The following is a 21,501-nucleotide window of genomic DNA, read 5'->3' as shown; positions in this document are numbered from 1 at the left end:
AATTCTGACCATAATAAACCTAATTCATCGCAAGATACTTATTAAATTAATTTTACAAAACAATAATCATAATGTCTGAAATATAAAGAGAAAACTTATAAAAATCGATTATTTTTACTTTGACGGCTAGACAGCAAGAATTTTAATGTTATAACCGCACACGTTTCATATATTTATTGAAACGTGCCCAGATAGCTCAGTTGGTAGAGCAGCGGACTGAAAATCCGCGTGTCCGTGGTTCGAATCCGCGTCTGGGCACCATTTTATTTGTTTAACATATTGAAATATATAGATTTTTACTTAATTAGATAATTTTCAGTCCACCTTTTAGTCCACCCTTTAGAGTTTATATAATTTTATCTAAATTTGTGTTATTTTTAGCTTATTTCCTTTGGGGTGAATGCCAAAACCTCTTTTTTTCTCCATCTAACTGACTTACCAAGCTTATATGGTTGGGGAAATACTCCTCGTATCACCCAATTGCGAATCGTTGTTGTTGACACATTAAAAAGCTGTGCACATTCACGTGTCGTGACATATTTATCGCCATCATCAAATATCATCTTATTACCTTTCTTTTTTTGGATTACATAAATGGTTGGGGGCGCTAAAGAGAATGCAATGAAAGAGCGCCCCCTATGGGTTTAAGCAGCTTGTGTAAAGATTCGCGTTTCTTGTTCTATTTCTTCTAAAAAAGTTTCGACAGCTTTATTGATGAGCTCAATTTGTTCATCATCGCGTTGAACGCGTTGAATCTTTACACGAAAACCAATTAATTTCTTTTTGAGCAAAGGATCATAACTGACAAAATCACACCATTTTCGCCCTGTACAAGCCATTTGGAATTGCATTTGTAAGATATATTCAGGTTTGATTTTGCCAGTTCGCAAAAAAAACATATGTGTTCCCGGTTGAGGACATTTGACTTCTACAAGGCCATCATCTCCAACGAGACCATCAGGACTAGCCCCTGCCATTTCAATTGTTGGGTGAGGAATAAATCCGCATCGGGTGACAATGACCCCACGTCTAAAGCTGTATTCTTCAATTGCCTTGTCTTCATGTTCACGTCCCCATCGCATGGCTGACGTTTCATAAGATGGTATTATTTCATCTTCTAAACGTTCCCTGATAAGTTTATTTTTATATTCTTCATATTTACTTGTCGGTGAGCCCTTATTTGTTTTACTGACAATGCTGTCAATGTTTGAAGCTGTTACTTTACCTAAACGAGCTTGAAACCACTCTGGTGTTCTTTGTTCCATCTCACACCCCTATTAAATCTTGTTGAGTTGGTGTGTGTGATTGTTTTGGTGAAGGTAAAGCTTGTTTCTCTTCTGCTATCTTGAAGCGTTGTCTTTCCTTCAAACCTTCTAAAACAATTTGCCCCGTCTCAAGAGACATTTCTGTGAGATTTGTAACTTCTGCAAAAGAAAGTACTTTTTCTTCTTCTGTTTTTGTTTGTTCCATTAACTCTTTGATTTGCGCAAGTAAATCATCAGAAACCCTTTCGTTTTGGGGGGTGTGGTTAACTTCATTAACCTCATTGATAAAAACCTCATTGATGCGCTCAGCTTCATCCTCATCGTAGATATTAGGAAAACCGAAGGCAAGACGTGCACATTGCGTAATAGCTTTATGACGTAACATGCGAGAAGGATTTGTCCGCCAATGTTCCGTATTGCGTTTACATTCTTCCATCTCTTCAGAGATTTCTATTGGATATTTAATGTTTTTCAAAGATATGGAACATTCATAAGCAATCAACTTACCTTCATTATCGCGTTCTTTTTTTAATTTTATCCCATTAAAGTTAGGGTGTGAACGTATGATTTTATACCATCCGTTAATAGAAGCGACCGCGCTAACACCCCTTCCTCTTTTAGGGATGGCATATATTTCATTGTCTAGAGGATTTAATCGATACCTATCGGCAAGGTAAATAAAGTCTTCAAAATCTTCCTCAGAAATATTGAAATTGATACAATTCTTTATGATTTTTTTGCGAAACTCTTGTTCTGATAAACCATATTTCTGCGCCACTTTCTCTACGATGGAAGTTGTCATTATCTTTATCCTTAATTGAGGTGCACCTCACATGTAGCGTGAAGTACGCATGTGCTGAAAAGGGTGTGTTTTGATTGATATTTTTCTTAATGCAGAGTCTGTTTTTGGAATTGCTCACTTAGGCGTGCTAATCCTTTGGATGTGATCTTTGTACTCAGAACGGTTTTTTTTCTTCCGCTTATGGTTTGAATAGTGTGAGGTTCACAATCCATCAGTCCTTTATTGATTTTATCCTGATAAGGTAACAAACGTTTATCCATGCCACTACGATAAGCCCAATAATTATTAAGCAAGCGACTCGTTAAATCTTTGGGGAGTAAACCTAACATTTTTGCTGCTTGGGTTATACCAAACATGCCATCAGATCGTTTTAAACGTTCAAGTGCTTCTGCCTTTGGGATTAACTCAGCAATGATATGATCTTTGCGTTCATTTTCATTTTTTAAGTGTGTAAAAAAACCTAACATGACCTGGGGATTAGAGTAGTCAATTTGAGAGGTTGTTATTTGTTTTGCTTTTCGTTCGCAGTCAATGAAATATTGACGAGCTTGCTTTCCTTTCTCATTACGTTCGACCATAGCAAGTTCTTTCGCCATGTCTAAGGTGAGATGATAATTTATTGCAAGAACAACCCTAGATTTTGCGCTCCCCAATTTTGGGGACCGCAAATCTTGTGTTTTGATAAAGTCTTTTCCTTCTTCAAATTCATATTGATTAATACGATCTTTAATCCAAGTAGAAAAATCTTTTCCTACTTCCAAGAATGCATGCAACTCACGTGCATTGACTGTTTGTACAGTTTCTTGATTAATTGTATTGTTATGAATAGCGATAAGCGCTTCCATTGCAGACCTCATATTGCTTGGATTGATTTTTAGATGTGTTGGGAAGAAAGTGTTATTGCTTTATCTGTCAAACGCAAAACGCGAGGTGTTGATAGACTATTCTGGCTGCACCACTTTTCTCAGCTTGGGCAAGCTTTTTTGCCATGTCTACGGTAAGGTAGTATTTCTTTTTTGAATGGTCATTTGAATCTTCAAAAGGCAATATACGAAAGTCCTCCCCTTCCTCAAATTCATATTCTTGGATGCGTTTAGTAATCCAATCATTAAAGTTGGTTTTTATTTTTAAACGCTCATGTAATATATGAGCCTTCACCATTTTCACCATTCGCACGGTTTCTTGATCAGTTTTATTATCCTGATTATTAATAGGAGCTTCCATCACAGCCTCTCTGATAATTCATATTTAAAACATCGCAAGGACGTAAACGGTGTTGCTCTTCATAAGTGCCATAGGTCGCATCAGCATATCTCTGTTTTTCTACATCCTCTTTCAGAAGATGATATGCATCACTATCAACTATAAAGGGATGTGTCTTACGCTCTAAAAGAGAGGAGTCGCTATCCTTTACATAAAGTTTAGCGATTTCTTCTGAAATATCATTATAGTGGTCTGAATGAAGATCAACACGAAGAATGCTTACAACATCGTCTACACCGTTAACAATGTTCATGACTTCAGTTTGATCAAGTGGTCCTGATAAAGAAGGGTGATTACCATCATCACATACAACTAACAGAATCTCATGATCAGCCACAAAAACCTGTTCATTCATTTTTCATCCCCTCCATTTCATGTTGGTAGTTAAATTTATATTGCTGACAAACTAGATCAGCTAGCTTTCTTAATACTTTTTATGATATAATTAATTTGTATTTTTGTGGTTTGTATGCCAAATATGTAGCGAATTTAGTAACATATGTCAATAAAAATGTAATGATTTTAGAAACTTTTTGCATAAAAATGCAAAATAGCCCAGAAAATTAAAGCTGTAATTACTAAAAAAGGAGGGGATATGTTCAAAAAAATTAGAGTCTTAGCAATATATATTACTGGATTTGTAATTTTGTGGTTTTTAAAAATAGAAAAAAATACTGAATTTATTCAAGCTGTTTTAATATTTTCATCTATTGCTTTTGGGGTAACAATGACTTTCATGGCAGCCTTCTTTAACTCCCGACTTGCTTCAGAATTGCACCACAATCCTGAACATCAACATAAAACAACAACAGATCTAAATATTCTAACAGATTATTTGCGCAAATATCTGTATAGTTTTTTGTATATGGTCTTTATAGCACTTTTGTTGTTACTTTTCCCAAGTAATCTTAGACAAGAGGTTGTTTTGCCTTTGGATTCAAAATGGGAGTTTCATTTTTATTGGGATGTTTTGTTATGGTACTCTTTTTTAATTTTCGTGTCTGATATTGCCTTTCAAATGCACAGTTTCATAAACAATCTTGTAAATTTGTTTAACTTAAATGGTGTCTACTCTTCTTTAGATTAAATGGTGTCTATTCTCTGTAACTTATTTATTTGCGATATTATTTGTGTTTGTATCGAATCTTCTTTATAGAGCCCATTTTTATCTTTTTTCGCAGTAACAATTACTTGTTGTTGAAATTCTTCAGTATTAAAAACTGCATCGAAATCGTCTTGCGTTTTACCTGTACAGCGCAATTTTCCTACTTTGTTGTTTTTAAGAAAGTTATTAAAAAAATTTTTTATCGACAATTTATCTTGAGTCTTTAAGCCAATGGATAAGTTTACGTAAGTAATATCACCAGAAGGAAATAGTTTGTTTATAGGCTTACACATATAGGTTATTTCTTCATTCTTTTGCCATAAACTTGGGGATTTATGTACATCATAATCTATCGACATTTTTATATTATTTAGTGTTTTAAGTTTTTCAGCAACTTTTTCACTATCAAGAAAAGTGGGTTCAAAAACAATCTGTTTTTGGGGAAAATGTTTTTTGTAATAAGAAACTAAAAGATTATTGAGCTTTTTATTTGAAGCATAAAAAGTAGATATTTGAGGAAGAAAAAATCCAAAAAATTGTTGGTTTTGCTCAACTAGTGTTTTAATACGTGGATTGGTGATTTTTTCAAGTTTATCTGTGTTAGTATCAATAACTTGATCATTATAGGGATCCTTATTTCCTACTAAAGCAGAAACCCAACAAGCATCTTGATAGAATTTTTTTATCGTTAAGGTAATGCATTTATCATCTATTTGATAAGTAGTTGTGACTTCCCGAAAAAGGGCCCCTATATCTTTTGGTAGAACAATTCTTCTTGTATTAACAAACATATCGTAAGAACGGAAAACTATACTCATTTTACTACTTTAAAGTCTTGGTGGTTTTATCCAGTCTATAGGAGCTGCCCACACTAATTGGATATCTTTTATTTCTGGATACAGCCTATTTAAACTTTCTAAATTAAATAAACCGGGTTTACTGCCTTGCTTCACGATCTTTACAAAACAACGTCCATCTTGCGTATAGACAATTGCTTTTTTGTTAAGAAGTAAATTTGGAGACATGTTTTGTGAGTAAAACAAAATAGATTTATCCTCAATGAATGGTTCCATTGAGTCGCCCTCAACTTTTACTGCGTATGTATCTTTTGTGATGTATGGAGGTATTTCCACTTCTTCAAGCCAACCATCTTCATAAGGAATAACTTCTGAACCTGCTCCCACATAACCCATTAAAGGTATAGTTTTTTTTCGTGGAAGAGGATATTTTGTGATTTCTTCAATTGCTATACCCTCTTGCATACTTATTCCCCGTTCTCCTGTTAGCATTTTATTGACTGCAGAACGATAGATAGGACGCTGCATTTTCTCACTCAGTTGTCTAGCAAGCGATGATTGAGATAATCCAGATTCTTGCAAGGCTTCACTTAGCCAAATTTTCATAATGCTATTCATAGTTTTCATTATATCTTTGTTAGAAAAAAAATCTTTTGTGATTTTCATTACATTTTTTGTTGATTTTGTACCGAAATAAGCTACAATATAAATTATGAAACAATTTTACGAAATAATAGATTTATTGGGTGGTGTTCGTAGAGTATCTCAATTACTTGGGGTTCATAGAACACGTGTATATGTTTGGCTTCGTCCTGTATCGAAAGGTGGGACTGGTGGAAGGATTCCAATAAAGCATATTCCACCTCTTTTAAATGAAGCCAAGAGAATTGGTGTGCCAATTAAAGCGGAAGATTTTTTGTCATTTTCATATAACTCACCATTACGTGATTCCGCATTATCCCCAACGTCTACATTTACCGAAAGTTCCACAGATACTGAACATCAACGAGATAATTCGCCCTGTCAAATAGAAGAAAGAATATGAAAGCAAAAGAGATGATAAAAGAAATTTATACACGATTTTACAGATTAGTAAGTCGTAACAAAAGAATAGAGAATGCAAGTAAATTAATAGAAGAATATACAGAGGCAACGCCTTGTGAGGATAGTACAGATGAGTTTATAATACAATCTTCTACTCAAAAAAATGTTCGCTTACTCAAAGAAAATGCCCTTTCATTAAAAGAAATGTTGCATAAGTCAAAAGTCGAAAGTTGTCTAAAACGCTACGAAGAAACCCTTGTAGAAGAAAATCAGTTGATTAAGGAAGAGCAAATTGCACTTGAAAAGCTGTCTAATCTAATTGAGCAAAAAAATAAGGCGTTACAGAAGCAAAAGAAAACATTGGCTTTAAAGGTGAAGTTGTTTGATATTCTTAGCCAGAGCAATGGTAAAAGTAACATAACAAAATCAGTTAAACCGGTAGAGATTTCCCAACCAATGAAAGTTATTCCTTTTGAAAAAAAGGAATGTGCTCAAGCTTAACCTCGTATTCCATTAAACGTGGCCCTCTTATTGTTTAGCGTTCAGAGTTTTTAGAAGGCTACTTTCAAAAACATTTTTTCAATAAAGCTACGCGCTAGACATTCTGTCATAGCGTGTATAGCCACGTATTACCTAAACTGAGGGGACAATTATGAAGATAAAATACGAGCTTACGGAAGAAAGTAAGCAAGTTCATATATTAAGATTTAGAATGGAGTACACCCACACTCTTTATCGAATTAGAGCATTAAGAAACTTTAGTAATGTTAAAGCTGGTGATTTGGGTGGTTTCATAAAAAAAGAAAACAATCTTTCTCACGAGGGTGATTGTTGGGTTTATGACGATGCGCAGGTGTATGGTGATGCACGCATTTACGACAATGCTTTGGTTTCCGGTAAAGCAGAAGTTTACGACGATGTACGCGTTTACGAAAATGCACTCATTGGCGACCGTGCACAGATTTACGGTAATGCAGAGATTTTTGGTGATGCACGCGTTTACGACAATGCCTGGGTTTCCGGCAGTGCAGATGTTTTTGATAATGCACAGGTTTATGGTGATGCTTGGGTTCATGGCTTTGCAGAAGTTTCCGGCAAAGCGCGGGTGCACGGTGATGTTTTAGTTTACGACAATGCGCGAATTTCAGGCAATACAGAAATTTCTAAAGGTGCATATGGCTATGTGTACGGTTAACAACACCACAGAAACTGACACGAGTGCCTCTACTCAATGTGAGCACAACAGATAGGGTGTGATAATCGTCCCCATCAAAAAAGAAATTTAATTCACAAACCATTCCTTGTTTTGATCTAGGTGCGAAGACAGGCTTGGCAATTTTATACTTAAAGAAAGAAGGAGATGCACATGTCTAATGTTATACCGTGGATAAGATTCTACCTGGATGACTGGGCCAGCGGTACAGGCGGAATGACACCAGAGCAAAGAGGAATTTATATTATGCTTCTTATTTGCATGTATGACAAAAAGTCACCTGTGAAAGAAGATTTCAAAACGCTTGCACGTGTATGCAATTGCACTGAAAAAAAGCTCGCAACTGTTGTCGATTATTTAATCAAAAATGACAAGTTAGTCCAAACGAATGAAGGATTATGGAATCTTCGTGTTGAAGAGGAGTTAAAAGAAGCTGCTTTTATTCAAGAGCAGGAGGAAAATTATGGCAACTAAATTACCTTGGGTAAAAAGTTTTTCGTCTGATTGTCTTGCTGATACGAGTGGAATGAAAGCATTTCAGATAGCGACATACGTAATACTGCAATGGCACATGCGTAGAAGTGGTGAACCTATTTTTTGTGATCAAAGTAAATTAGCACACAGTGCTGGTTGTTCGGTTAAGGCTTTTAATAAGGCATTAGATTTTTTGTTGCGTGATCAGAAAATCGTTCGTTTAGAAGATGGTCGTTTATGGAGTTTGCAAGTCGAGGGAGAACTTAAAAACTTTATTGATAAGCAAGAGCATATATCGCAAGTGCGTAGTGAAGCTGGGAAAAAAGGTGTACAAGCAAAAATGCTTAAAAAACAATTTGCTAACGATTATGTTGAAGCAAATGATAAGCAAAACGATTTTTTGCTTCAAGCAAACGATAAGCAAAATCAAGCTATAAAGAATCAGAATCAGATATATAAAAAAACTAACACTATCGTGTTATCAAAAAAAGAAAATGGTTCAGAAGATTTAGCAACTGAAGTTTCGGTTCAAAGTAAAACAACCGATGAGATGGTTGAGAAGCATTTGGATCACGATACGCCCTCATCAGAAAATCAATCACCCGTTTCACAGCAAAAAAGCCCTGAAAAGAAAACCAAACGGTCTAGGGGTGAACGAGGCTGTCGCATTCCTGAGGATTTCGAACCTGATTACGATTTTGCCATTCAAGAGGGTTTGCCTTCAGAGCGGGTTAGAATCGAGATTGAAAATTTTAAAGATCACTGGCGTTCAAGCGCTAGCCCCAACGCTGTCAAAAAGGACTGGCCGGCAGCATGGCGTGTTTGGGTGCGAAGGAAAATCGAAGAATTAGAGAAAGGAAAAAACTATGGAAAACCGAGCATTGAGTGCACAAACCAACAGCGTGGGTGGAATTATCGAGTTGCACAGCACATGTCCAATATCAAAAATTCAGACAGTGTCTACAAATTTTTATTCGAGGATGACGAAAGAACCGCCATTCCTTTGGAAGACGGGACAAAAACCATCGATTGCAGAAGCAAAGAAAGCTACCTCATTGGTTAATGATGCACTGAAAAAGCTTAAGAAAAAAGCCACTGAAGAAGAAATTCAAACGGCGTATTTTGTCCTTTCAAGCGGTTTAAAAAGCCAATTGGGATCAGACGAAAAATCAACATCGGTTGCGTATTTCTACGCTCTTGATGGAGTAAGCAGCTGGGTATTGCAAACAGCAACAAAGGATGCCTTGAAAGGAAAAGCAGAAGGGTTAAACACGACCTTTATGCCATCAACGGCAGATTTTTATCATTACTGTGAAAAACTTGAAAACCGTATTCGAACAAGGGCTAGTTGTATTCTTAAAAATCTTCAAAAGCCTGAGTTAGAGAGCAAAGAACGAGGGAAGCGGATAACGTCAGATCATCTGGAAGCTTTTCAACAAGAACTTCGCAAAGTATTTGAGACAGCAAAATAGAGAAAAGTGCTGATCATTTTTGGATTAGATATGCGTTTAAATCGACAGAAAGGCACCGTAGAGAAAGATTGAGAAGTTTTTTGATGAATTCCACATTGGGAACATAAAATGCTCTGTATGAAGCTAATTTAAGAAAATCGCGAGGGATCATGAAAATGCTTCCATCACGTTTTTTTCTAATTATTGAGGGGTTGAAAAAGATGGTTTGTAGTTATTCTCCATTAAGGTATCCTGGCGGTAAGACTGCACTCTATGGAAAAATCAAAGAAATCTTTGAGAAAAATGGATTAAATGGATGCTCTTATCGTGAGCCTTTTGCTGGTGGTGGCGGATTGGCTCTAAAACTTCTTTTAAATGGTGATGTTAAAGATATTTACATCAATGATATTGATCCGTTTATTTGGAGTTTTTGGCATTGTGTTTTGTACAAAACAGAAGAATTAATAGAAAAAATTAACACGACGACTATTAACTTAGAAGAATGGTACAAACAAAAGGAAATTTCTCCTGAAAAAGCAGATGTGCTTGCCGTAGGGTTTGCTGCCCTCTTTTTGAATCGAACAAACAGATCAGGAATTATTAAAAATGCTGGTCCCATTGGAGGAAAAGAGCAAACCGGGAATTACAAAATAGACTGTAGATTCAATAAAGGAAATTTAATTGACCGAATTAAAAACATAAGCGCAAAAAAAGATAGGATATATTTAACGCAGCTAGATGCGAAGGAATTTTTGCTACGTTATGGAAGAACCGATAAAGATGAAAACATTTGCCTTTATATGGATCCTCCATATTTTAAAAAGGGCAAAGGGTTCTATACTTCATTTTATAAAACTAAAGACCACCACCATTTAGAAAACATCATTTCTAAACATGTGAATGCTCTTTGGTTAATTACTTATGACAATGCAGAAGAAGTTAAATTCTTGTACAGTCAATATCCTAAAGTAGAATTTAATATACGCTATTCTCTACAAAATAAGAGAAAAGCTCAAGAGCTGATGATTTTTTCACCTAAAATCAAAATTCCACAATCACTAGAACAAAATATACTATCACTTTGCAACGCTGCTTAACTACTTTCGTAAGTAAAATCTAAACCTTTAAGATTGTACTAAAATCAGGACAATAGTTATGAACATTATTATGAAATTTTAAAATATCTTTTCTGTGAAACCCCTCCGAAACCAATGAAAAAACGTTTTTTTGGCACTGTTCATGGTCATGAGACATTGATACGTCATGATTCATGGACGACGGTATCGGTTGAGTATTTTTACAACCTTTATGAGTGTGAAGATGGAAAACGAACATTTGAAGCATTTAGAGGGCGTTGTTATTACGATAAAGATCCAGACAACGCGAATTTTAGTATGATGGCGCAAATAAGCGCTTGGATTCACGGGGGTGATCTTCCTAAAACTATTAATACTTTGAACAACTCAACCAACTAGTTACATAAAGCTATCGAAAGCATCTGAATATGTTTAAAAAGATTAGAATTGTAGCGATATACATCATAGGATTTGCGGTGTTACAGTTTTTGCAAATAGAAAAAAACACCGAATTTATTCAAGCTGTTTTAATATTTTCATCGCTTGCTATTTTGGTAACAATGACTTTCATGGCATCCTTTTTTAAATCTCGAGCATCTTCAAAATTGCATCACAGTCCTGAACATCAACATAAAACAACAACAGATCTGAATATTGTAACAGCTTATTTGCGCAAATATTTGTATAGTTTTTTGAATATAGTCTTTATAGCACTTCTTTTGTTAATTTTCCCAAGTAATCTCAAACAAGAGGTTGTTTTACCTTGGGATTCTAAATGGGAATTTCATTTTTATTGGGATGTTTTGTTATGGTACTTTTTTTTAATTTTTGTATCTAATATTATCTTTCAAATGTACGGTTTCATAAACAGTCTTGTACATTTGTTTAACTTAAATGCTGTCTACTCTCCTTTAGAGTAAATGCTTTAAGGAACTTAATTAGTTACTTAGTGCGGTGATTTTTTCGTTTGACAACATAACAGGAATACGCCTATATGTGAATCAGGTGCCTAACAAACACCTTATAGTGCATAGCGGATAGATTGCCGAGACAATCTTTTTTCCGTAAATTAAAGACTTTGACTCATTGTATGTGTGTGACGTATAGTGATTTTGTCGGGTGTGGTTATGCTATACAATACCTTTATGGGGAAAGCATAACGACGGACTATGCACCGTGTTTGTTAACACCCGGCGCCCTTCTGGGTGTCATTACAAACATTTAACTGCATAGGAGTTCATCATGAATGATTTAGTAAAAAACCCACAAACTACACTGACAATGTCTAGTCGTGAGATTGCAAAATTGTGTGGTAAAAGACACGATCATGTTATGCGTGATATCAAGAAAATGCTTGAAGAATTATACTCTGAAGGAGGTCTCCCCAAATTTGGGGGCACCTATTTAGACAAGCAAAAAAAGACGCAAAACTGCTTTAACCTCCCCAAACGTGAATGCCTTATTTTAATTTCAGGTTATAGTACAGTGTTACGTGCTAAGATTATTGATCGTTGGATGGAACTTGAAGGTCAATTACAACCCAACTATGAATTGTTATCGCGTGATTTATTAAAATCGCCCTCAGGTATTGGTGAAATTTTTGGAATGATTATCAAGCGTTTGTCAGATGCAAATGAACTCGAGGGAGAGCTTGAACATTACAAATCAGTTACAACACAAGCCAAGCGTGTTTTAGAAAGCCCTGTTGCAAAAGCTGCTTAATTACAAGGAATATAAACTATACCTTTCCCCTGAAAATGGGGAGAGAATTTCTTTAAGCTTTTTCTAAAGATGTGTGTTCTTCATTTTGGATAGGTGTTAGGCTAATTTGCAAATTTAAAGCACTCAAAATATTAAAAAAAGTTGAAAGCTTAGGATCACCTTTGTCACTTAAAGAGCGATAAAGAGATTCTCGGTTTAAGCCTGTTTTGTTTGAAATGGTTGTCATTCCTTGTTTGCGTGCAATAATGCCCAATACATGGGAAACATAACCACTGTTTTTAGTTTCCAAAGCATCTTGTAATAATTCTTTAAAATCCTCAGGAGTTTTGAAATACTCGCTAGCGTCAAAGGGTGTTATTTTCATCATTGACCTCTTTTACTATTTGCAGGGCTTTTTCAATATCCTTTTGTTGGGTAGATTTATCACCACCACTAAGGAGTAAAATAATTTCTTGCCCTTGTTTTATAAAATAAACTCGATAACCAGGACCATAATTTATTTTTAATTCTCCAATACCTTGAAAATATTTAACATCACCAAAAAGACCATATTCAAGACGCAAAATACGTGCAGCAATTTTCTTTTGTGCCTGTCTGTCTTTTAAGGAATTTAACCACTTGGTAAAATGCAGGGTTTTCTTAATAATAAACATATGTAGCTTTTACGCAACATAAAAGATAATGTCAAACACAATCTTTTGTTCCAATGACAGCACATTTTCTTATTTAATCAGATATGTTTTATATTAAATTTCCACTGATGTAATTTGGAGAGAGCGAGTGCAATTTGCCCTCTATGACACATGCATACATGCTCTTCAAAACAAGTAATTGCAATGCGTTTTTTGTCTAAAAAAAGTTGATATAATTTATCTATCGCAAGAGAATTATTCTTAAGAGTTGTATTGTTATAATCTTGAAAAAGCCGCTCATAATCCTTTTGCGTTTTCAAATCTTGACGCTTTTCAGAAATAATACCCAGTTCTGGAATATGCCTATATTCAATACCCAATGCATTTACAATTTTAGACAATTGCGTTTTAGAAAAACCATATTTGCGACTTAGCGGGTTTTTGCGAACATCGCACAAAGTTTTGATATTATTTTTGATAAGACGATTGAGATAGTTTTCAAGAGATTGCCCTTCATATCCAATGGTAAAGAAACAAAAGGTTTCATCCTTTGGTCGAAATGTATCGATTTTCTCTAAATCTTTTTTCTCCATAAGATTATTTACTATACAGCTATTGATTGCAAAATATGGATACTCTTTGTAGACATATCGAATAAGTTCATCACCTTTGAGTTTGCTAAATTTTTCAACAAATGAAGAAATTTTCTTTCGTGTAGCACATTCAATATCAGCACAATAATCACTTTCCATTGATGTAAGCTGCCAATCATTTTCATCAGCAAGCATGCCGAATTCTATAAGTTTGTGTTTGTCCGCATAAGATTGAAAAGAGAAACATCCATATTTGTAAGGCACAAATTCATAACTTTGTTTTTCTTCCCATTGCGTAAATAAAAATAAATACTTTTGAAAATCTGTACTTGAAAGGTATCCTCCAAATTCTTGAAGTAAGGCTAACAATAGTTTTTGCCGTTTAAATAGAGTCTTGCCTTTTGTTGTTTCCATAGTGTTATCTCGGGTGCCTGATTAAATGGTATTTTACGGTACAAACCAGTAGATGAATTTGAAAAAATCACTCAAATTTCAACAAGTCGCGCTGGTTTATAATTTGCTTGGCATCAAGCAATGAAATTATAGCACAAAAAACATCATTTATGCACTGATAAAACAAACAATAAACTGTTTATTTTCAATAATTTATACCATTTTTTCTTTGGAAAATGCACACTATTATGATAGTATAAAAATAGCTTTTCATATCCTCATTTCGTTTCAATTATTTTCCTTAGAAAAGATATAAAAACATGATCAATAAAGTAATTTTAGTCGGCTATCTGGGTGCCGATCCAGAAAGCAGAATAATGCCATCTGGAGTAGAAGTGGCGAATTTTCGTATAGGTACATCTCAAAAGTATTTAGACAAAACAACGGGGCAAAAAGTAGAAAAAACAGAATGGCATTCTGTCGTTGTTTTTAATCCACATCTTGCAAAGATTGCACTGCAATATCTCAACAAAGGTTCCAAGGTTTATGTTGAAAGTCAATTACAGACGCGTAAATGGCAAGATAAAAGCGGGCAAACACACTACACAACAGAAATTGTCTTATCCCAATATAAAGGTGAATTGAAAATCCTTAATAATGTTCAAAAGGATGAGATTGATATGGCCGTTCAAGAGCAAACAATGGCATGGGAAAACAGTAGGCAACAACAGTATTTAGAAACGACTTTGAATGACAAAATCCCGTTTTAATCAGGAGAGTTATCATGAAGAAACGCAAAAAACGGGGAAGACCTAGAGTAGTCGGTCAAATAAGAGAACCCAATGGACGTATCTCGCGTGCAAAAAAGCCTCGTGAGCCTGTTGATCAATTAACTCTTGAAATGCGTGCCAAGCGTTATGGGGTGAGCATTCAAGAGGCGAAAAACCCGCTTATGGGCACTTATGTAGGACGGTTATATTTATTGGAAAAAAAGATTAATCAAGATCAGTACGATGCATCGCAGCAGTATATTCAGGTGCTAAACAATTATCGGTGTGCGAAAGGGTTGCCGGGGGCGGTTTATGATGAAATGCCAACATCTTCTGATGATAGAGAAAGGGAACAGTGGGTTGAAATAGCAACTGATCGCTATGAAGCTGTCCAAGAGGTTATCAGAGAAGCACAAGGGTTATATCGTCAGTATAATCTTCACGCTGCGTTGCAGTATATCGTTATTGAAGATCAACCAATGGACCACCTTGTCAATTCTCTACGCATCGCTCTAAACGCTCTTCAGAAATACTTCTCGCAACAGCATTAAAATAATAAAAAATACACAAACATTTGGAAAGAAAGATATGACGTAAAACATTTTTCTGTACAATGCGTTGTACTTGTATTACAATGAACACAAAAAGGTGAGGAATGTACTATGACGATATCTATTCGATTACCAAGTGAGCTTGAAGCGCGTTTGAATAATTTAGCTCTTAAAACAGGACGTACAAAGTCTTTTTATTTGCGTGAAATTATTGAACAGGGAATAGAGGACGCTGAGGATTATTATTTAGCTTCACAAGTAAGAGAGCGTATTCGAAAGGGAAATGCTACTTTTTATAGCTCTGAAGAGGTGAGGAAAGAGCTTGGCTTGGACGATTAGATATGAAAAAAAAGCTCTCAATTTTTTAAAAAAATGTGATAAAAAAGAAGCACGACGGATTGTTGATTTTTTAGATAAGCACGTTGCTCTGCTTGAAGATGTGCGTGTAGTGGGTAAGCCTTTGAAAGGCCCATTATCAGGTTTGTGGAGATATCGTGTGGGAGATTACAGGATATTATGTGATCTCTACGACAAAGAGCTTTTGGTTTTGGTTTTAGCTGTTGGACATAGAAAAAATATATATAAAAGCTAAAATGAACATTTACACTATAAAGCAATGCAAGAGGTTATCAGAGAAACACAGGGGATATATCGTCAGTATAATCTTCATGCTGCTTTGCAGTATATCGTTATTGAAGACCAACAACTGGAATATCTTGTCAATTCTCTACGCATCGCTCTAAACGCTCTTCAGAAATACTGTCCGGAAAAGAAAAAAACTTTGTAAGTTCCAGCTTTAATGTGGTTTTCAAATAATATGAATAGTTGGAACTTTACTAACATCTGTTTCACGCTCAGCATGCCAAGCATCATAAGCTGCTTGCATACGCAACCAGACAGCAGCACCATCCCCAAACAATTTACCTAAACGAGCTGAAACGGAGGGAGAAATTGGTTTTTTTGTTTTCAAAATATCATAAAGATGCTGGCGTGATATCCCAAGCATTTGTGCAATTTCTAATTTTGTTTTGCCAGTTGCTGGAATAATTTCTGCCAGTAAATCACCTGGATGAGAAGGACAGCGGTTTCTTTTGCATTGTACAGGAATATCATTCATAATTTTACTCCTAGTGATATTGTTCAAGATTAACACGATAAGCATTACATGAGTCAAATTCAAATGTGATACACCATGGTCCATTCACATGTACAGTGTAACGAGTGGGGTGAAATCCAATTAAAGCGTGAAAATTAAATCCTGGAAGATTCATGTCTTCGGGTTTTTCAGCAACATCTAAACGGTCAAGACGAACAATGATCCGTTTAAAAAGTCTCTTGTCAATTTTGGATGAATTTCCCGTTGCAAATAGCTCAGCCAGTGTTTTGCTTTTAAACGTTTTAATCATGTCATATTTTATAGTATAAAAAAATAGAAACGTCAACAGAAAGCTTACATTTACACTTAACAAATACCAGATTATGATTTTTTTAGTTGACAGGGGGGTGGAAATAGTATTTAATGATATTACTGCATTAGTTTTAGTGCGCCCAAAATTGAGTATTCACGTAAGTTCTTCTTGCCGTTGACGTCTTTGAAAGCCCTGTAAATGCGGGGTTTTTTATTAAATAAGTCAAGTTTAGTCACTCCTATTTATTGACCTCCTCTCTTCCTCCCGAGAGTGAGGTTTTTTTATGTCTGACATTTCTCAAAAGGAATAATCATGCAAAAAGTACAAGCAGTCATCACAAGGCCTATGTGCGTCCTTGGTGACAACAAAGCTACTGTCCGTTTTGAACCTTCCACACCAAGTAATCCATTCGTTGAGATTTCCTCGCAAGTCTATGATCGTCTTAAACGTGCTGGTGCTGCTAAGCTTTATCAAGAATGGCTATCACAAACTGTTGAGGAAAAACCAAAGCCTAATGAGCAAGAGGTCTCTACAGACGTAGATACGCAAGAAGTTACACAGGTTGTTGAAGAAACTGAACAAACGTCTATAGAAACCGACGAACAGTCTAAAAAAACGAAAGCTTCTAAATCATCAACGCGTGGAACAAAAAAGGTTTAGATTTTGGCGTTAAAGATCCATGCCAAGTGGTATCTGCAACAAGCAGAAAATACTTTTACAAGTCTTCAAGCCCCACGTCTTCATTGGGCTTTGCGTAATGCTATTAATACCACAGCCAAACAGGTTAAGCGTTTTGCTGAAAAGAAGGTTGCAGAGGATGCTTCAATTCCACCAAAACGCGTTAAAAAAGGTGTCTACATTAACGATAAAGCCACAGCAAAATTTCTTGAAGCCGATATCATTGGTTCAGCTTCTCCCCTCCCTCTTAAGATCTTTAAGGCAAGAGAAACCAAGCGTGGCGTCATTTACAAAATCTTTGACAAAAGAGAAGTCATGCCTCATGGTTTCATTCGAGGGGGAAAGTTTCCAGAGCGTGTTAATCTAAAAATGGGAGGGCATGTTTTTACAAGAACCTCTGGAGATAAGTTTCCAATCGCAAAACAAGACGGCACCTCGATTGCTTATGTCATGTCTAAAACAAAGGTCTCAAGTTCTATTGAACACCATGCTCGTGAGAGGCTAACTAAAAATATACAGAGCCAAATTGCTCGGCAAGAATATATGGTCAATCAAAAGGCCTCACACTCTTAAACCATACCAATTTATAGACAAGAATATGATGATTTTAATGTTTCAAATCAAACTATTAAGACAAAAGTTTTTAAAAGGTACTTTCCAGTGGGATGGGGGTGTTGCGGGGCAATCAAGCGCGACATATCGCTAGCGACAAATTTTTTAAATGACTGTACATTGTACACATAAATTATTGATAAATAACAATTTATATGCACATGTTGTACAACATACAATTGTTTTAACAAAAAATGCTTTTACCTATTGACAATGTTGCAGAAGCATTTATATACACGAGTCAGGTGCCTAACAAACACCTTAAAACATCTAGCGGATTGGTTGCCGAAATAATCAGTCTTCCGCACATATTAAAGGCTTTGACTCATTGTATGCGTGTAGCGTATAGTGATCTTGTCGGGTGTAGTTATGCAATACAATACCCTTTATGGGGAAAGCATAACGACGGACTAGATGCCGTGTTTGTTAGCACCCGGCGCCCTTTTGGGTGTCATTAACAAACACTAATTACATCTAGGAGTTCATCATGAACAATCTTATAGAGATAAAAGAAAGAACTACTAACAGTGTAATGGCTCAGACTATGTCTAGCCGTGAAATTGCCGAGTTATGTGGTAAAAGACATGATAATATTGTAAGAGATATTCGACAAATATGTACTGACCTCAAAATTGAGGTGAGTGATTTTGCAGGCTCGTATAAAGATTCAACGGGTCGTATACTTCCCTGCTATCACCTTCCCAAACGTGAATGTTTAATTCTCGTGTCAGGGTATAGCACGACATTACGAGCTAAAATTATAGACCGCTGGCAAGAATTGGAAAAACAAGGAGGGAGTTCACAACTAGACCTCGTAAGTGCTTTGCAGAATCCTCTTACAATTAGGCAATTACTTTTACCTATTGACAACATAGTAGGAATACGTCTATATGCGAATCAGGTGCTTAAGAAACACCTTTAAATACCTAGCGGATTGGTTGCCGAGACAATCTTTTTTCCGCACATATTAAAGGCTTTGACTCATTGTATGTATGCAGCATATAATGACCTCGTCGGGTGTAGTTATGCTATACAATACCTTCACGGGAAAAGCATAACGACGGACTAGGTACCGTGTTTCTTAACACCCGGCGCTCTTTTTTTGAGTGTCATTAAGAAAACTTAATTACCTAGGAGTTCATCATGAACAGTCTTATAGAAATTAAAGAACAAACTGTTGGGCAGGAAACTGTTCAGACAGTCAATGCGCGTGAGTTGCATGCTTTTTTAAAAGTTGGCCGTGATTTCACAAACTGGATCAAAGACCGTATTAAAAAATACGAATTTGAGGAAGGAAAAGATTATGTTTTAACGCTCGCCAAAATTGGCGAACGTCAAAATGTAGTATTAAAAGAATATCATCTCACCTTAAACGTAGCCAAAGAGCTGTCTATGGTTGAGAACAACAAAAAAGGTAAACAAGCCCGTCAATATTTCATCGAATGCGAACGGAAAGCAAAACAGCCTTTAGACCTCGTAAATGCTTTGCAGAATCCTCTTACAATTAGACAATTGCTTTTAGAGAGCATTACACAATTGGAAGATTTGAGAACTGAAGTTAACACGCTTAAACCAAAAGCAGAAGCGCTTGAACATTTAAAACGTTCTGACGGTCTGTTTGGTATATATGAAGCTGCAAAGGATTTAAAAGTAAAACCCAAAGAGTTTGTTAAGTACTTACAAGGCAATGATTGGGCTTATCGTCGCTTTTCAAGTGGACCTTTGTTACCTTATCAGGACAAAATCAAAAAAGGATTGATGGATTGTGTAACCAAAACCATTCAAAGACCAGACGGGACGGAAAAGAGCGTTTCCAGTGCAAAAATCACATCCAAAGGATTGGCATACCTGAGTGAAGAATTCCATGGAGGTGTGCAATGAGTAATAGTATCGACTTTTTATGTGATGTGTGGATGGCTTTGTTTCAGTTTGCTACTCGTGAGAATATTGAAATGGAGGACTGTAATACTCTGGTTGAGATTATGGACGTGGTAGAAAAGGCTCTAATTGCAAAGCTTCAAAGTGAGACTCCAGATACGATTAAGATTCTGGCAATTCTTACAGGTTTTGGCAATTCAGAACTTCCAAAAATGTTGGATCCTTTGTTGAAAGCTTATAGTCCGTGCTCGGATGGAATATCTTATCAAGTGTGAAAAAACATAAAGGCTGGGATTAAATTTCCGGCCTTTTTAAACTAGAGTCAAGAGGAACTATTGTCATACTGAAGCTTAGAGGATGTTAATCACGATAGCTTTTTTGTAAATCTTGCTCAATAAGATGTCGGACATAACGTGTATAGGGAATAGCTTGGTTTTTAGCTTTTTCTTTTAAAGCGTTCATAAGTGCTTGAGGCAAACGGATATTAATAGAGGCTTCTTTAGGTAAAAATTCGAAATGAACGGGTTTAAAACCTGTTAAATCATACTCAGTGAGATCTGCAGTATCTACAAAGTTTTCCGCTTCTTCATCGGTTTTAAAAACCGGCATCTGTTTTAATTTAGAGGTTTTCATAAAAATCAATTTCCTTTTGATGCATATAACGAGCGCTAATGGGGCGCACAAATAATTTATTGCTCATTGTTCTAAGGGTAAAAACTAAAAAAATGTATCGCTTATTATAGCTTTTCCCGATAGCTCTAAACCGCTCCTCTCTAACGTTTGGGTCATCTTTGATAACTAGGTGACCATGACCGGAGAATAAATACTCAATTTCTTTTTTAGAAACTCCATGTTTAGCACATTTAGGCCAGTTACCTTCGTCCCAGTTTATGCCACATATTTTAATGCTTTTCATAACGTATGTATAGCAAAATGTATCCACAAATACAATAAAGTCTTTAAAAAACTAGTTCAGAAAATAATAAACACATGACTAAACAGACCAGAGAAGGGCTATCGGCTCGAGCGTTTGCGAAAAAGATGGGTGTTTATCCTAATGCGGTTATTGCTCGTTTTAAGACGGGAAAGTTTAATGAAGCCCTTTATGATGATGGTTCTATCAATGAAGAATTAGCTACAGCTTTATGGAATGAGAATCCCACCAAGCAAGCCTATGTTGTAGGTGATGATGGAAAACTTCGCACAAAGACAAAGCAAACTTCTATAGAAGGAGCTAATGAACACAAGATAAAACTCCAAAGAATGCAAGTTGCTCTTGAAAGTGAGACAATTGACCTTGAGCAAAAAAAAGAAACAACACTTGACCGTGAAGAAGTAAAGAGGGCAGCACGTAATTTTGGAAGAGCTTATCGTGATATCATGCTGCATTTTCCTCATCGCTTTGGTGCACGTATTGCAGCTCAGGTTGAGTGTGATGGCGCAAGCCTGATTGGTGCTATTGATCATTATATCCGAGAAGCTTTACAGGAAATAAATAAAATTCCCGTTCCTTTCCATGATCAGGATACTCAAGACCATAAGGAGGAGAAGAGTGACTGATACAGGAGAAGTTTTTTTTTATTTTCATGCCTGTCAAGCGTGTCAACCAGACCCTCCCTACACAGTTTCACAATGGGCAGATAAAAACCGTTATTTAAGCACACTATCCAGTGCTGAACCTGGATTATGGAGAACTAAACGTACCCCTTATCTACGGGAAATCATGGATAATCTTTCCTCTTACGTCCCAATTGAAAAAACAGTTGTAATGAA

At 36.0% G+C, this 21,501-nt stretch carries 35 protein-coding genes, 1 tRNA gene and 3 pseudogenes; 24 read left to right on the top strand and 15 right to left on the bottom strand.

Annotated features, from left to right (window positions below; genetic code table 11):
* Positions 1-185: 185 nt before the first annotated feature.
* Positions 186-261, top strand: a tRNA-Phe gene (locus tag BBBE_RS01345).
* Positions 262-377: 116 nt separating this feature from the next.
* Here BBBE_RS01345 and BBBE_RS01340 read toward each other — a convergent pair.
* From BBBE_RS01340 to BBBE_RS01315, 6 genes are all read right to left on the bottom strand, one after another.
* Complete coding sequence (locus BBBE_RS01340; protein ID WP_010700825.1) at positions 378-563, bottom strand: helix-turn-helix transcriptional regulator; 186 nt, start codon at positions 561-563, stop codon at positions 378-380.
* A gap of 81 nt (positions 564-644) precedes the next feature.
* Positions 645-1,265 (bottom strand): lambda exonuclease family protein, encoded by a 621-nt coding sequence (locus tag BBBE_RS01335; protein WP_010700824.1) that lies wholly within the window; start codon positions 1,263-1,265, stop codon positions 645-647.
* Position 1,266: 1 nt separating this feature from the next.
* On the bottom strand, positions 1,267-2,067 hold the full coding sequence (locus BBBE_RS01330) for a recombinase RecT (RefSeq protein ID WP_010700823.1): 801 nt from the start codon (positions 2,065-2,067) through the stop codon (positions 1,267-1,269).
* Positions 2,068-2,153: 86 nt separating this feature from the next.
* Positions 2,154-2,912: an antA/AntB antirepressor family protein gene (locus BBBE_RS01325; RefSeq protein ID WP_010700822.1), complete on the bottom strand. Its 759-nt coding sequence runs from the start codon at positions 2,910-2,912 to the stop codon at positions 2,154-2,156.
* Positions 2,913-2,979: 67 nt separating this feature from the next.
* Entirely contained in the window at positions 2,980-3,291 is a 312-nt protein-coding gene (locus BBBE_RS01320) for an antA/AntB antirepressor family protein (protein WP_022708612.1), read from the bottom strand.
* On the bottom strand, positions 3,275-3,685 hold the full coding sequence (locus BBBE_RS01315; protein ID WP_010700821.1) for a hypothetical protein: 411 nt from the start codon (positions 3,683-3,685) through the stop codon (positions 3,275-3,277). The genes BBBE_RS01320 and BBBE_RS01315 overlap by 17 nt, the downstream gene beginning before the upstream one ends.
* Before the next feature lie 240 nt (positions 3,686-3,925).
* Between BBBE_RS01315 and BBBE_RS01310 the strand changes: the two genes are divergently transcribed.
* Positions 3,926-4,417: a hypothetical protein gene (locus BBBE_RS01310; RefSeq protein WP_010700820.1), complete on the top strand. Its 492-nt coding sequence runs from the start codon at positions 3,926-3,928 to the stop codon at positions 4,415-4,417.
* Here the strand turns inward: BBBE_RS01310 and BBBE_RS01305 are convergent.
* On the bottom strand, positions 4,414-5,253 hold the full coding sequence (locus BBBE_RS01305) for a hypothetical protein (RefSeq protein WP_010700819.1): 840 nt from the start codon (positions 5,251-5,253) through the stop codon (positions 4,414-4,416). The two genes, BBBE_RS01310 and BBBE_RS01305, sit on opposite strands and share 4 nt — an antisense overlap.
* Positions 5,254-5,262: 9 nt before the next feature.
* Positions 5,263-5,898 carry a S24 family peptidase gene (locus tag BBBE_RS01300; protein WP_010700818.1) on the bottom strand — a complete coding sequence of 212 codons (636 nt, stop codon included), beginning with the start codon at positions 5,896-5,898 and terminating at the stop codon, positions 5,263-5,265.
* Positions 5,899-5,944: 46 nt separating this feature from the next.
* Here BBBE_RS01300 and BBBE_RS01295 point away from each other — a divergent pair, with 46 nt between their 5' ends.
* From BBBE_RS01295 to BBBE_RS01250, 10 genes and pseudogenes are all read left to right on the top strand, one after another.
* Positions 5,945-6,277: a helix-turn-helix domain-containing protein gene (locus BBBE_RS01295; RefSeq protein ID WP_010700817.1), complete on the top strand. Its 333-nt coding sequence runs from the start codon at positions 5,945-5,947 to the stop codon at positions 6,275-6,277.
* Positions 6,274-6,777 (top strand): hypothetical protein, encoded by a 504-nt coding sequence (locus tag BBBE_RS07105; RefSeq protein WP_010700816.1) that lies wholly within the window; start codon positions 6,274-6,276, stop codon positions 6,775-6,777. Before BBBE_RS01295 ends, BBBE_RS07105 begins: the two co-directional genes overlap by 4 nt.
* A gap of 211 nt (positions 6,778-6,988) precedes the next feature.
* Positions 6,989-7,471, top strand: a complete 483-nt coding sequence (locus tag BBBE_RS01285) for a hypothetical protein (RefSeq protein ID WP_244428355.1) — start codon at positions 6,989-6,991, stop codon at positions 7,469-7,471.
* A 171-nt stretch (positions 7,472-7,642) separates the two neighbouring features.
* The gene (locus BBBE_RS01280; RefSeq protein ID WP_010700814.1) at positions 7,643-7,963 is read left to right on the top strand and encodes a DUF1376 domain-containing protein; all 321 of its coding nucleotides are present in this window, start codon (positions 7,643-7,645) and stop codon (positions 7,961-7,963) included.
* Positions 7,953-9,026, top strand: coding sequence for a DUF1376 domain-containing protein (locus BBBE_RS01275; protein WP_010700813.1), 1,074 nt, complete (start codon positions 7,953-7,955; stop codon positions 9,024-9,026). The genes BBBE_RS01280 and BBBE_RS01275 overlap by 11 nt, the downstream gene beginning before the upstream one ends.
* Positions 9,019-9,435: a hypothetical protein gene (locus tag BBBE_RS01270; RefSeq protein WP_010700812.1), complete on the top strand. Its 417-nt coding sequence runs from the start codon at positions 9,019-9,021 to the stop codon at positions 9,433-9,435. Before BBBE_RS01275 ends, BBBE_RS01270 begins: the two co-directional genes overlap by 8 nt.
* Positions 9,436-9,590: 155 nt before the next feature.
* The gene (locus BBBE_RS01265; RefSeq protein ID WP_022708611.1) at positions 9,591-10,511 is read left to right on the top strand and encodes a DNA adenine methylase; all 921 of its coding nucleotides are present in this window, start codon (positions 9,591-9,593) and stop codon (positions 10,509-10,511) included.
* Between the two features lie 114 nt (positions 10,512-10,625).
* Positions 10,626-10,889: a hypothetical protein gene (locus tag BBBE_RS01260; RefSeq protein ID WP_010700810.1), complete on the top strand. Its 264-nt coding sequence runs from the start codon at positions 10,626-10,628 to the stop codon at positions 10,887-10,889.
* Between the two features lie 29 nt (positions 10,890-10,918).
* A complete protein-coding gene (locus BBBE_RS01255) occupies positions 10,919-11,410 on the top strand; it encodes a hypothetical protein (protein ID WP_010700809.1) in 492 nt (163 codons plus the stop codon).
* Positions 11,411-11,732: 322 nt separating this feature from the next.
* Positions 11,733-12,023, top strand: a pseudogene (locus BBBE_RS01250) (Rha family transcriptional regulator); the annotation flags it as partial.
* Positions 12,024-12,264: 241 nt separating this feature from the next.
* Here BBBE_RS01250 and BBBE_RS01245 read toward each other — a convergent pair.
* From BBBE_RS01245 to BBBE_RS07510, 3 genes are all read right to left on the bottom strand, one after another.
* Positions 12,265-12,576, bottom strand: a complete 312-nt coding sequence (locus BBBE_RS01245; RefSeq protein WP_010700807.1) for an addiction module antidote protein — start codon at positions 12,574-12,576, stop codon at positions 12,265-12,267.
* Complete coding sequence (locus tag BBBE_RS01240) at positions 12,557-12,865, bottom strand: type II toxin-antitoxin system RelE/ParE family toxin (protein ID WP_010700806.1); 309 nt, start codon at positions 12,863-12,865, stop codon at positions 12,557-12,559. Before BBBE_RS01240 ends, BBBE_RS01245 begins: the two co-directional genes overlap by 20 nt.
* Positions 12,866-12,942: 77 nt before the next feature.
* Positions 12,943-13,851 (bottom strand): DUF488 domain-containing protein, encoded by a 909-nt coding sequence (locus BBBE_RS07510; protein ID WP_010700805.1) that lies wholly within the window; start codon positions 13,849-13,851, stop codon positions 12,943-12,945.
* Between the two features lie 299 nt (positions 13,852-14,150).
* Between BBBE_RS07510 and ssb the strand changes: the two genes are divergently transcribed.
* From ssb to BBBE_RS07400, 5 genes and pseudogenes are all read left to right on the top strand, one after another.
* Positions 14,151-14,600: a single-stranded DNA-binding protein gene (gene ssb, locus BBBE_RS01230; RefSeq protein WP_010700804.1), complete on the top strand. Its 450-nt coding sequence runs from the start codon at positions 14,151-14,153 to the stop codon at positions 14,598-14,600.
* Positions 14,601-14,614: 14 nt separating this feature from the next.
* Positions 14,615-15,151 carry a hypothetical protein gene (locus BBBE_RS01225; RefSeq protein ID WP_010700803.1) on the top strand — a complete coding sequence of 179 codons (537 nt, stop codon included), beginning with the start codon at positions 14,615-14,617 and terminating at the stop codon, positions 15,149-15,151.
* A gap of 111 nt (positions 15,152-15,262) precedes the next feature.
* The gene (gene relB, locus BBBE_RS01220) at positions 15,263-15,490 is read left to right on the top strand and encodes a type II toxin-antitoxin system RelB family antitoxin (protein ID WP_010700802.1); all 228 of its coding nucleotides are present in this window, start codon (positions 15,263-15,265) and stop codon (positions 15,488-15,490) included.
* Positions 15,474-15,743, top strand: coding sequence for a type II toxin-antitoxin system RelE family toxin (locus tag BBBE_RS01215; RefSeq protein WP_010700801.1), 270 nt, complete (start codon positions 15,474-15,476; stop codon positions 15,741-15,743). Before relB ends, BBBE_RS01215 begins: the two co-directional genes overlap by 17 nt.
* A 15-nt stretch (positions 15,744-15,758) precedes the next feature.
* Positions 15,759-15,938 (top strand): annotated as a pseudogene (locus BBBE_RS07400) (hypothetical protein); the annotation flags it as partial.
* 21 nt (positions 15,939-15,959) lie between these two features.
* On the opposite strand, the gene BBBE_RS01210 reads toward BBBE_RS07400, so the two are convergent.
* Together BBBE_RS01210 and BBBE_RS01205 are read right to left on the bottom strand one after the other, a co-directional pair.
* Complete coding sequence (locus BBBE_RS01210) at positions 15,960-16,268, bottom strand: HigA family addiction module antitoxin (RefSeq protein WP_010700800.1); 309 nt, start codon at positions 16,266-16,268, stop codon at positions 15,960-15,962.
* 10 nt (positions 16,269-16,278) lie between these two features.
* Entirely contained in the window at positions 16,279-16,557 is a 279-nt protein-coding gene (locus BBBE_RS01205; protein ID WP_010700799.1) for a type II toxin-antitoxin system RelE/ParE family toxin, read from the bottom strand.
* A 315-nt stretch (positions 16,558-16,872) separates the two neighbouring features.
* On the opposite strand from BBBE_RS01205, the gene BBBE_RS01200 reads away from it, so the two are divergent.
* From BBBE_RS01200 to BBBE_RS01180, 5 genes are all read left to right on the top strand, one after another.
* Positions 16,873-17,220 carry a hypothetical protein gene (locus BBBE_RS01200; RefSeq protein ID WP_010700798.1) on the top strand — a complete coding sequence of 116 codons (348 nt, stop codon included), beginning with the start codon at positions 16,873-16,875 and terminating at the stop codon, positions 17,218-17,220.
* 3 nt (positions 17,221-17,223) lie between these two features.
* Positions 17,224-17,811: a phage tail protein gene (locus tag BBBE_RS01195; RefSeq protein ID WP_010700797.1), complete on the top strand. Its 588-nt coding sequence runs from the start codon at positions 17,224-17,226 to the stop codon at positions 17,809-17,811.
* A gap of 571 nt (positions 17,812-18,382) precedes the next feature.
* Complete coding sequence (locus tag BBBE_RS01190; RefSeq protein ID WP_338024770.1) at positions 18,383-18,772, top strand: Rha family transcriptional regulator; 390 nt, start codon at positions 18,383-18,385, stop codon at positions 18,770-18,772.
* A 221-nt stretch (positions 18,773-18,993) separates the two neighbouring features.
* The gene (locus BBBE_RS01185; protein WP_010700796.1) at positions 18,994-19,731 is read left to right on the top strand and encodes an antA/AntB antirepressor family protein; all 738 of its coding nucleotides are present in this window, start codon (positions 18,994-18,996) and stop codon (positions 19,729-19,731) included.
* Entirely contained in the window at positions 19,728-20,003 is a 276-nt protein-coding gene (locus BBBE_RS01180; protein WP_010700795.1) for a hypothetical protein, read from the top strand. The genes BBBE_RS01185 and BBBE_RS01180 overlap by 4 nt, the downstream gene beginning before the upstream one ends.
* An 85-nt stretch (positions 20,004-20,088) precedes the next feature.
* Here BBBE_RS01180 and BBBE_RS01175 read toward each other — a convergent pair whose 3' ends face one another.
* Together BBBE_RS01175 and BBBE_RS01170 are read right to left on the bottom strand one after the other, a co-directional pair.
* A complete protein-coding gene (locus BBBE_RS01175; protein WP_010700794.1) occupies positions 20,089-20,361 on the bottom strand; it encodes a CopG family antitoxin in 273 nt (90 codons plus the stop codon).
* Positions 20,348-20,644 (bottom strand): BrnT family toxin, encoded by a 297-nt coding sequence (locus BBBE_RS01170; protein ID WP_010700793.1) that lies wholly within the window; start codon positions 20,642-20,644, stop codon positions 20,348-20,350. Before BBBE_RS01170 ends, BBBE_RS01175 begins: the two co-directional genes overlap by 14 nt.
* A 74-nt stretch (positions 20,645-20,718) precedes the next feature.
* Between BBBE_RS01170 and BBBE_RS01165 the strand changes: the two genes are divergently transcribed.
* Complete coding sequence (locus BBBE_RS01165; protein ID WP_010700792.1) at positions 20,719-21,288, top strand: hypothetical protein; 570 nt, start codon at positions 20,719-20,721, stop codon at positions 21,286-21,288.
* Positions 21,281-21,501: pseudogene (locus BBBE_RS01160) on the top strand (phage terminase large subunit family protein); the annotation flags it as partial. The gene BBBE_RS01165 and the pseudogene BBBE_RS01160, both read left to right, overlap by 8 nt.

Origin of the sequence: Bartonella bovis 91-4, assembly GCF_000384965.1 — a bacterium.
Taxonomy (GTDB): domain Bacteria; phylum Pseudomonadota; class Alphaproteobacteria; order Rhizobiales; family Rhizobiaceae; genus Bartonella; species Bartonella bovis.
This window is presented reverse-complemented; position numbering and strand designations above follow the sequence as displayed.

Coding starts and splice junctions, on each gene's coding strand:
- BBBE_RS01340 (WP_010700825.1), bottom strand. CDS start 563: ATGATATTTGATGATGGCGATAAATATGTCACGACACGTGAATGTGCA.
- BBBE_RS01335 (WP_010700824.1), bottom strand. CDS start 1,265: ATGGAACAAAGAACACCAGAGTGGTTTCAAGCTCGTTTAGGTAAAGTA.
- BBBE_RS01330 (WP_010700823.1), bottom strand. CDS start 2,067: ATGACAACTTCCATCGTAGAGAAAGTGGCGCAGAAATATGGTTTATCA.
- BBBE_RS01325 (WP_010700822.1), bottom strand. CDS start 2,912: ATGGAAGCGCTTATCGCTATTCATAACAATACAATTAATCAAGAAACT.
- BBBE_RS01320 (WP_022708612.1), bottom strand. CDS start 3,291: ATGGAAGCTCCTATTAATAATCAGGATAATAAAACTGATCAAGAAACC.
- BBBE_RS01315 (WP_010700821.1), bottom strand. CDS start 3,685: ATGAATGAACAGGTTTTTGTGGCTGATCATGAGATTCTGTTAGTTGTA.
- BBBE_RS01310 (WP_010700820.1), top strand. CDS start 3,926: ATGTTCAAAAAAATTAGAGTCTTAGCAATATATATTACTGGATTTGTA.
- BBBE_RS01305 (WP_010700819.1), bottom strand. CDS start 5,253: ATGAGTATAGTTTTCCGTTCTTACGATATGTTTGTTAATACAAGAAGA.
- BBBE_RS01300 (WP_010700818.1), bottom strand. CDS start 5,898: ATGAAAATCACAAAAGATTTTTTTTCTAACAAAGATATAATGAAAACT.
- BBBE_RS01295 (WP_010700817.1), top strand. CDS start 5,945: ATGAAACAATTTTACGAAATAATAGATTTATTGGGTGGTGTTCGTAGA.
- BBBE_RS07105 (WP_010700816.1), top strand. CDS start 6,274: ATGAAAGCAAAAGAGATGATAAAAGAAATTTATACACGATTTTACAGA.
- BBBE_RS01285 (WP_244428355.1), top strand. CDS start 6,989: ATGGAGTACACCCACACTCTTTATCGAATTAGAGCATTAAGAAACTTT.
- BBBE_RS01280 (WP_010700814.1), top strand. CDS start 7,643: ATGTCTAATGTTATACCGTGGATAAGATTCTACCTGGATGACTGGGCC.
- BBBE_RS01275 (WP_010700813.1), top strand. CDS start 7,953: ATGGCAACTAAATTACCTTGGGTAAAAAGTTTTTCGTCTGATTGTCTT.
- BBBE_RS01265 (WP_022708611.1), top strand. CDS start 9,591: ATGCTTCCATCACGTTTTTTTCTAATTATTGAGGGGTTGAAAAAGATG.
- BBBE_RS01260 (WP_010700810.1), top strand. CDS start 10,626: ATGAAAAAACGTTTTTTTGGCACTGTTCATGGTCATGAGACATTGATA.
- BBBE_RS01255 (WP_010700809.1), top strand. CDS start 10,919: ATGTTTAAAAAGATTAGAATTGTAGCGATATACATCATAGGATTTGCG.
- BBBE_RS01245 (WP_010700807.1), bottom strand. CDS start 12,576: ATGAAAATAACACCCTTTGACGCTAGCGAGTATTTCAAAACTCCTGAG.
- BBBE_RS01240 (WP_010700806.1), bottom strand. CDS start 12,865: ATGTTTATTATTAAGAAAACCCTGCATTTTACCAAGTGGTTAAATTCC.
- BBBE_RS07510 (WP_010700805.1), bottom strand. CDS start 13,851: ATGGAAACAACAAAAGGCAAGACTCTATTTAAACGGCAAAAACTATTG.
- ssb (WP_010700804.1), top strand. CDS start 14,151: ATGATCAATAAAGTAATTTTAGTCGGCTATCTGGGTGCCGATCCAGAA.
- BBBE_RS01225 (WP_010700803.1), top strand. CDS start 14,615: ATGAAGAAACGCAAAAAACGGGGAAGACCTAGAGTAGTCGGTCAAATA.
- relB (WP_010700802.1), top strand. CDS start 15,263: ATGACGATATCTATTCGATTACCAAGTGAGCTTGAAGCGCGTTTGAAT.
- BBBE_RS01210 (WP_010700800.1), bottom strand. CDS start 16,268: ATGAATGATATTCCTGTACAATGCAAAAGAAACCGCTGTCCTTCTCAT.
- BBBE_RS01205 (WP_010700799.1), bottom strand. CDS start 16,557: ATGATTAAAACGTTTAAAAGCAAAACACTGGCTGAGCTATTTGCAACG.
- BBBE_RS01200 (WP_010700798.1), top strand. CDS start 16,873: ATGCAAAAAGTACAAGCAGTCATCACAAGGCCTATGTGCGTCCTTGGT.
- BBBE_RS01190 (WP_338024770.1), top strand. CDS start 18,383: ATGGCTCAGACTATGTCTAGCCGTGAAATTGCCGAGTTATGTGGTAAA.
- BBBE_RS01185 (WP_010700796.1), top strand. CDS start 18,994: ATGAACAGTCTTATAGAAATTAAAGAACAAACTGTTGGGCAGGAAACT.
- BBBE_RS01180 (WP_010700795.1), top strand. CDS start 19,728: ATGAGTAATAGTATCGACTTTTTATGTGATGTGTGGATGGCTTTGTTT.
- BBBE_RS01175 (WP_010700794.1), bottom strand. CDS start 20,361: ATGAAAACCTCTAAATTAAAACAGATGCCGGTTTTTAAAACCGATGAA.
- BBBE_RS01170 (WP_010700793.1), bottom strand. CDS start 20,644: ATGAAAAGCATTAAAATATGTGGCATAAACTGGGACGAAGGTAACTGG.
- BBBE_RS01165 (WP_010700792.1), top strand. CDS start 20,719: ATGACTAAACAGACCAGAGAAGGGCTATCGGCTCGAGCGTTTGCGAAA.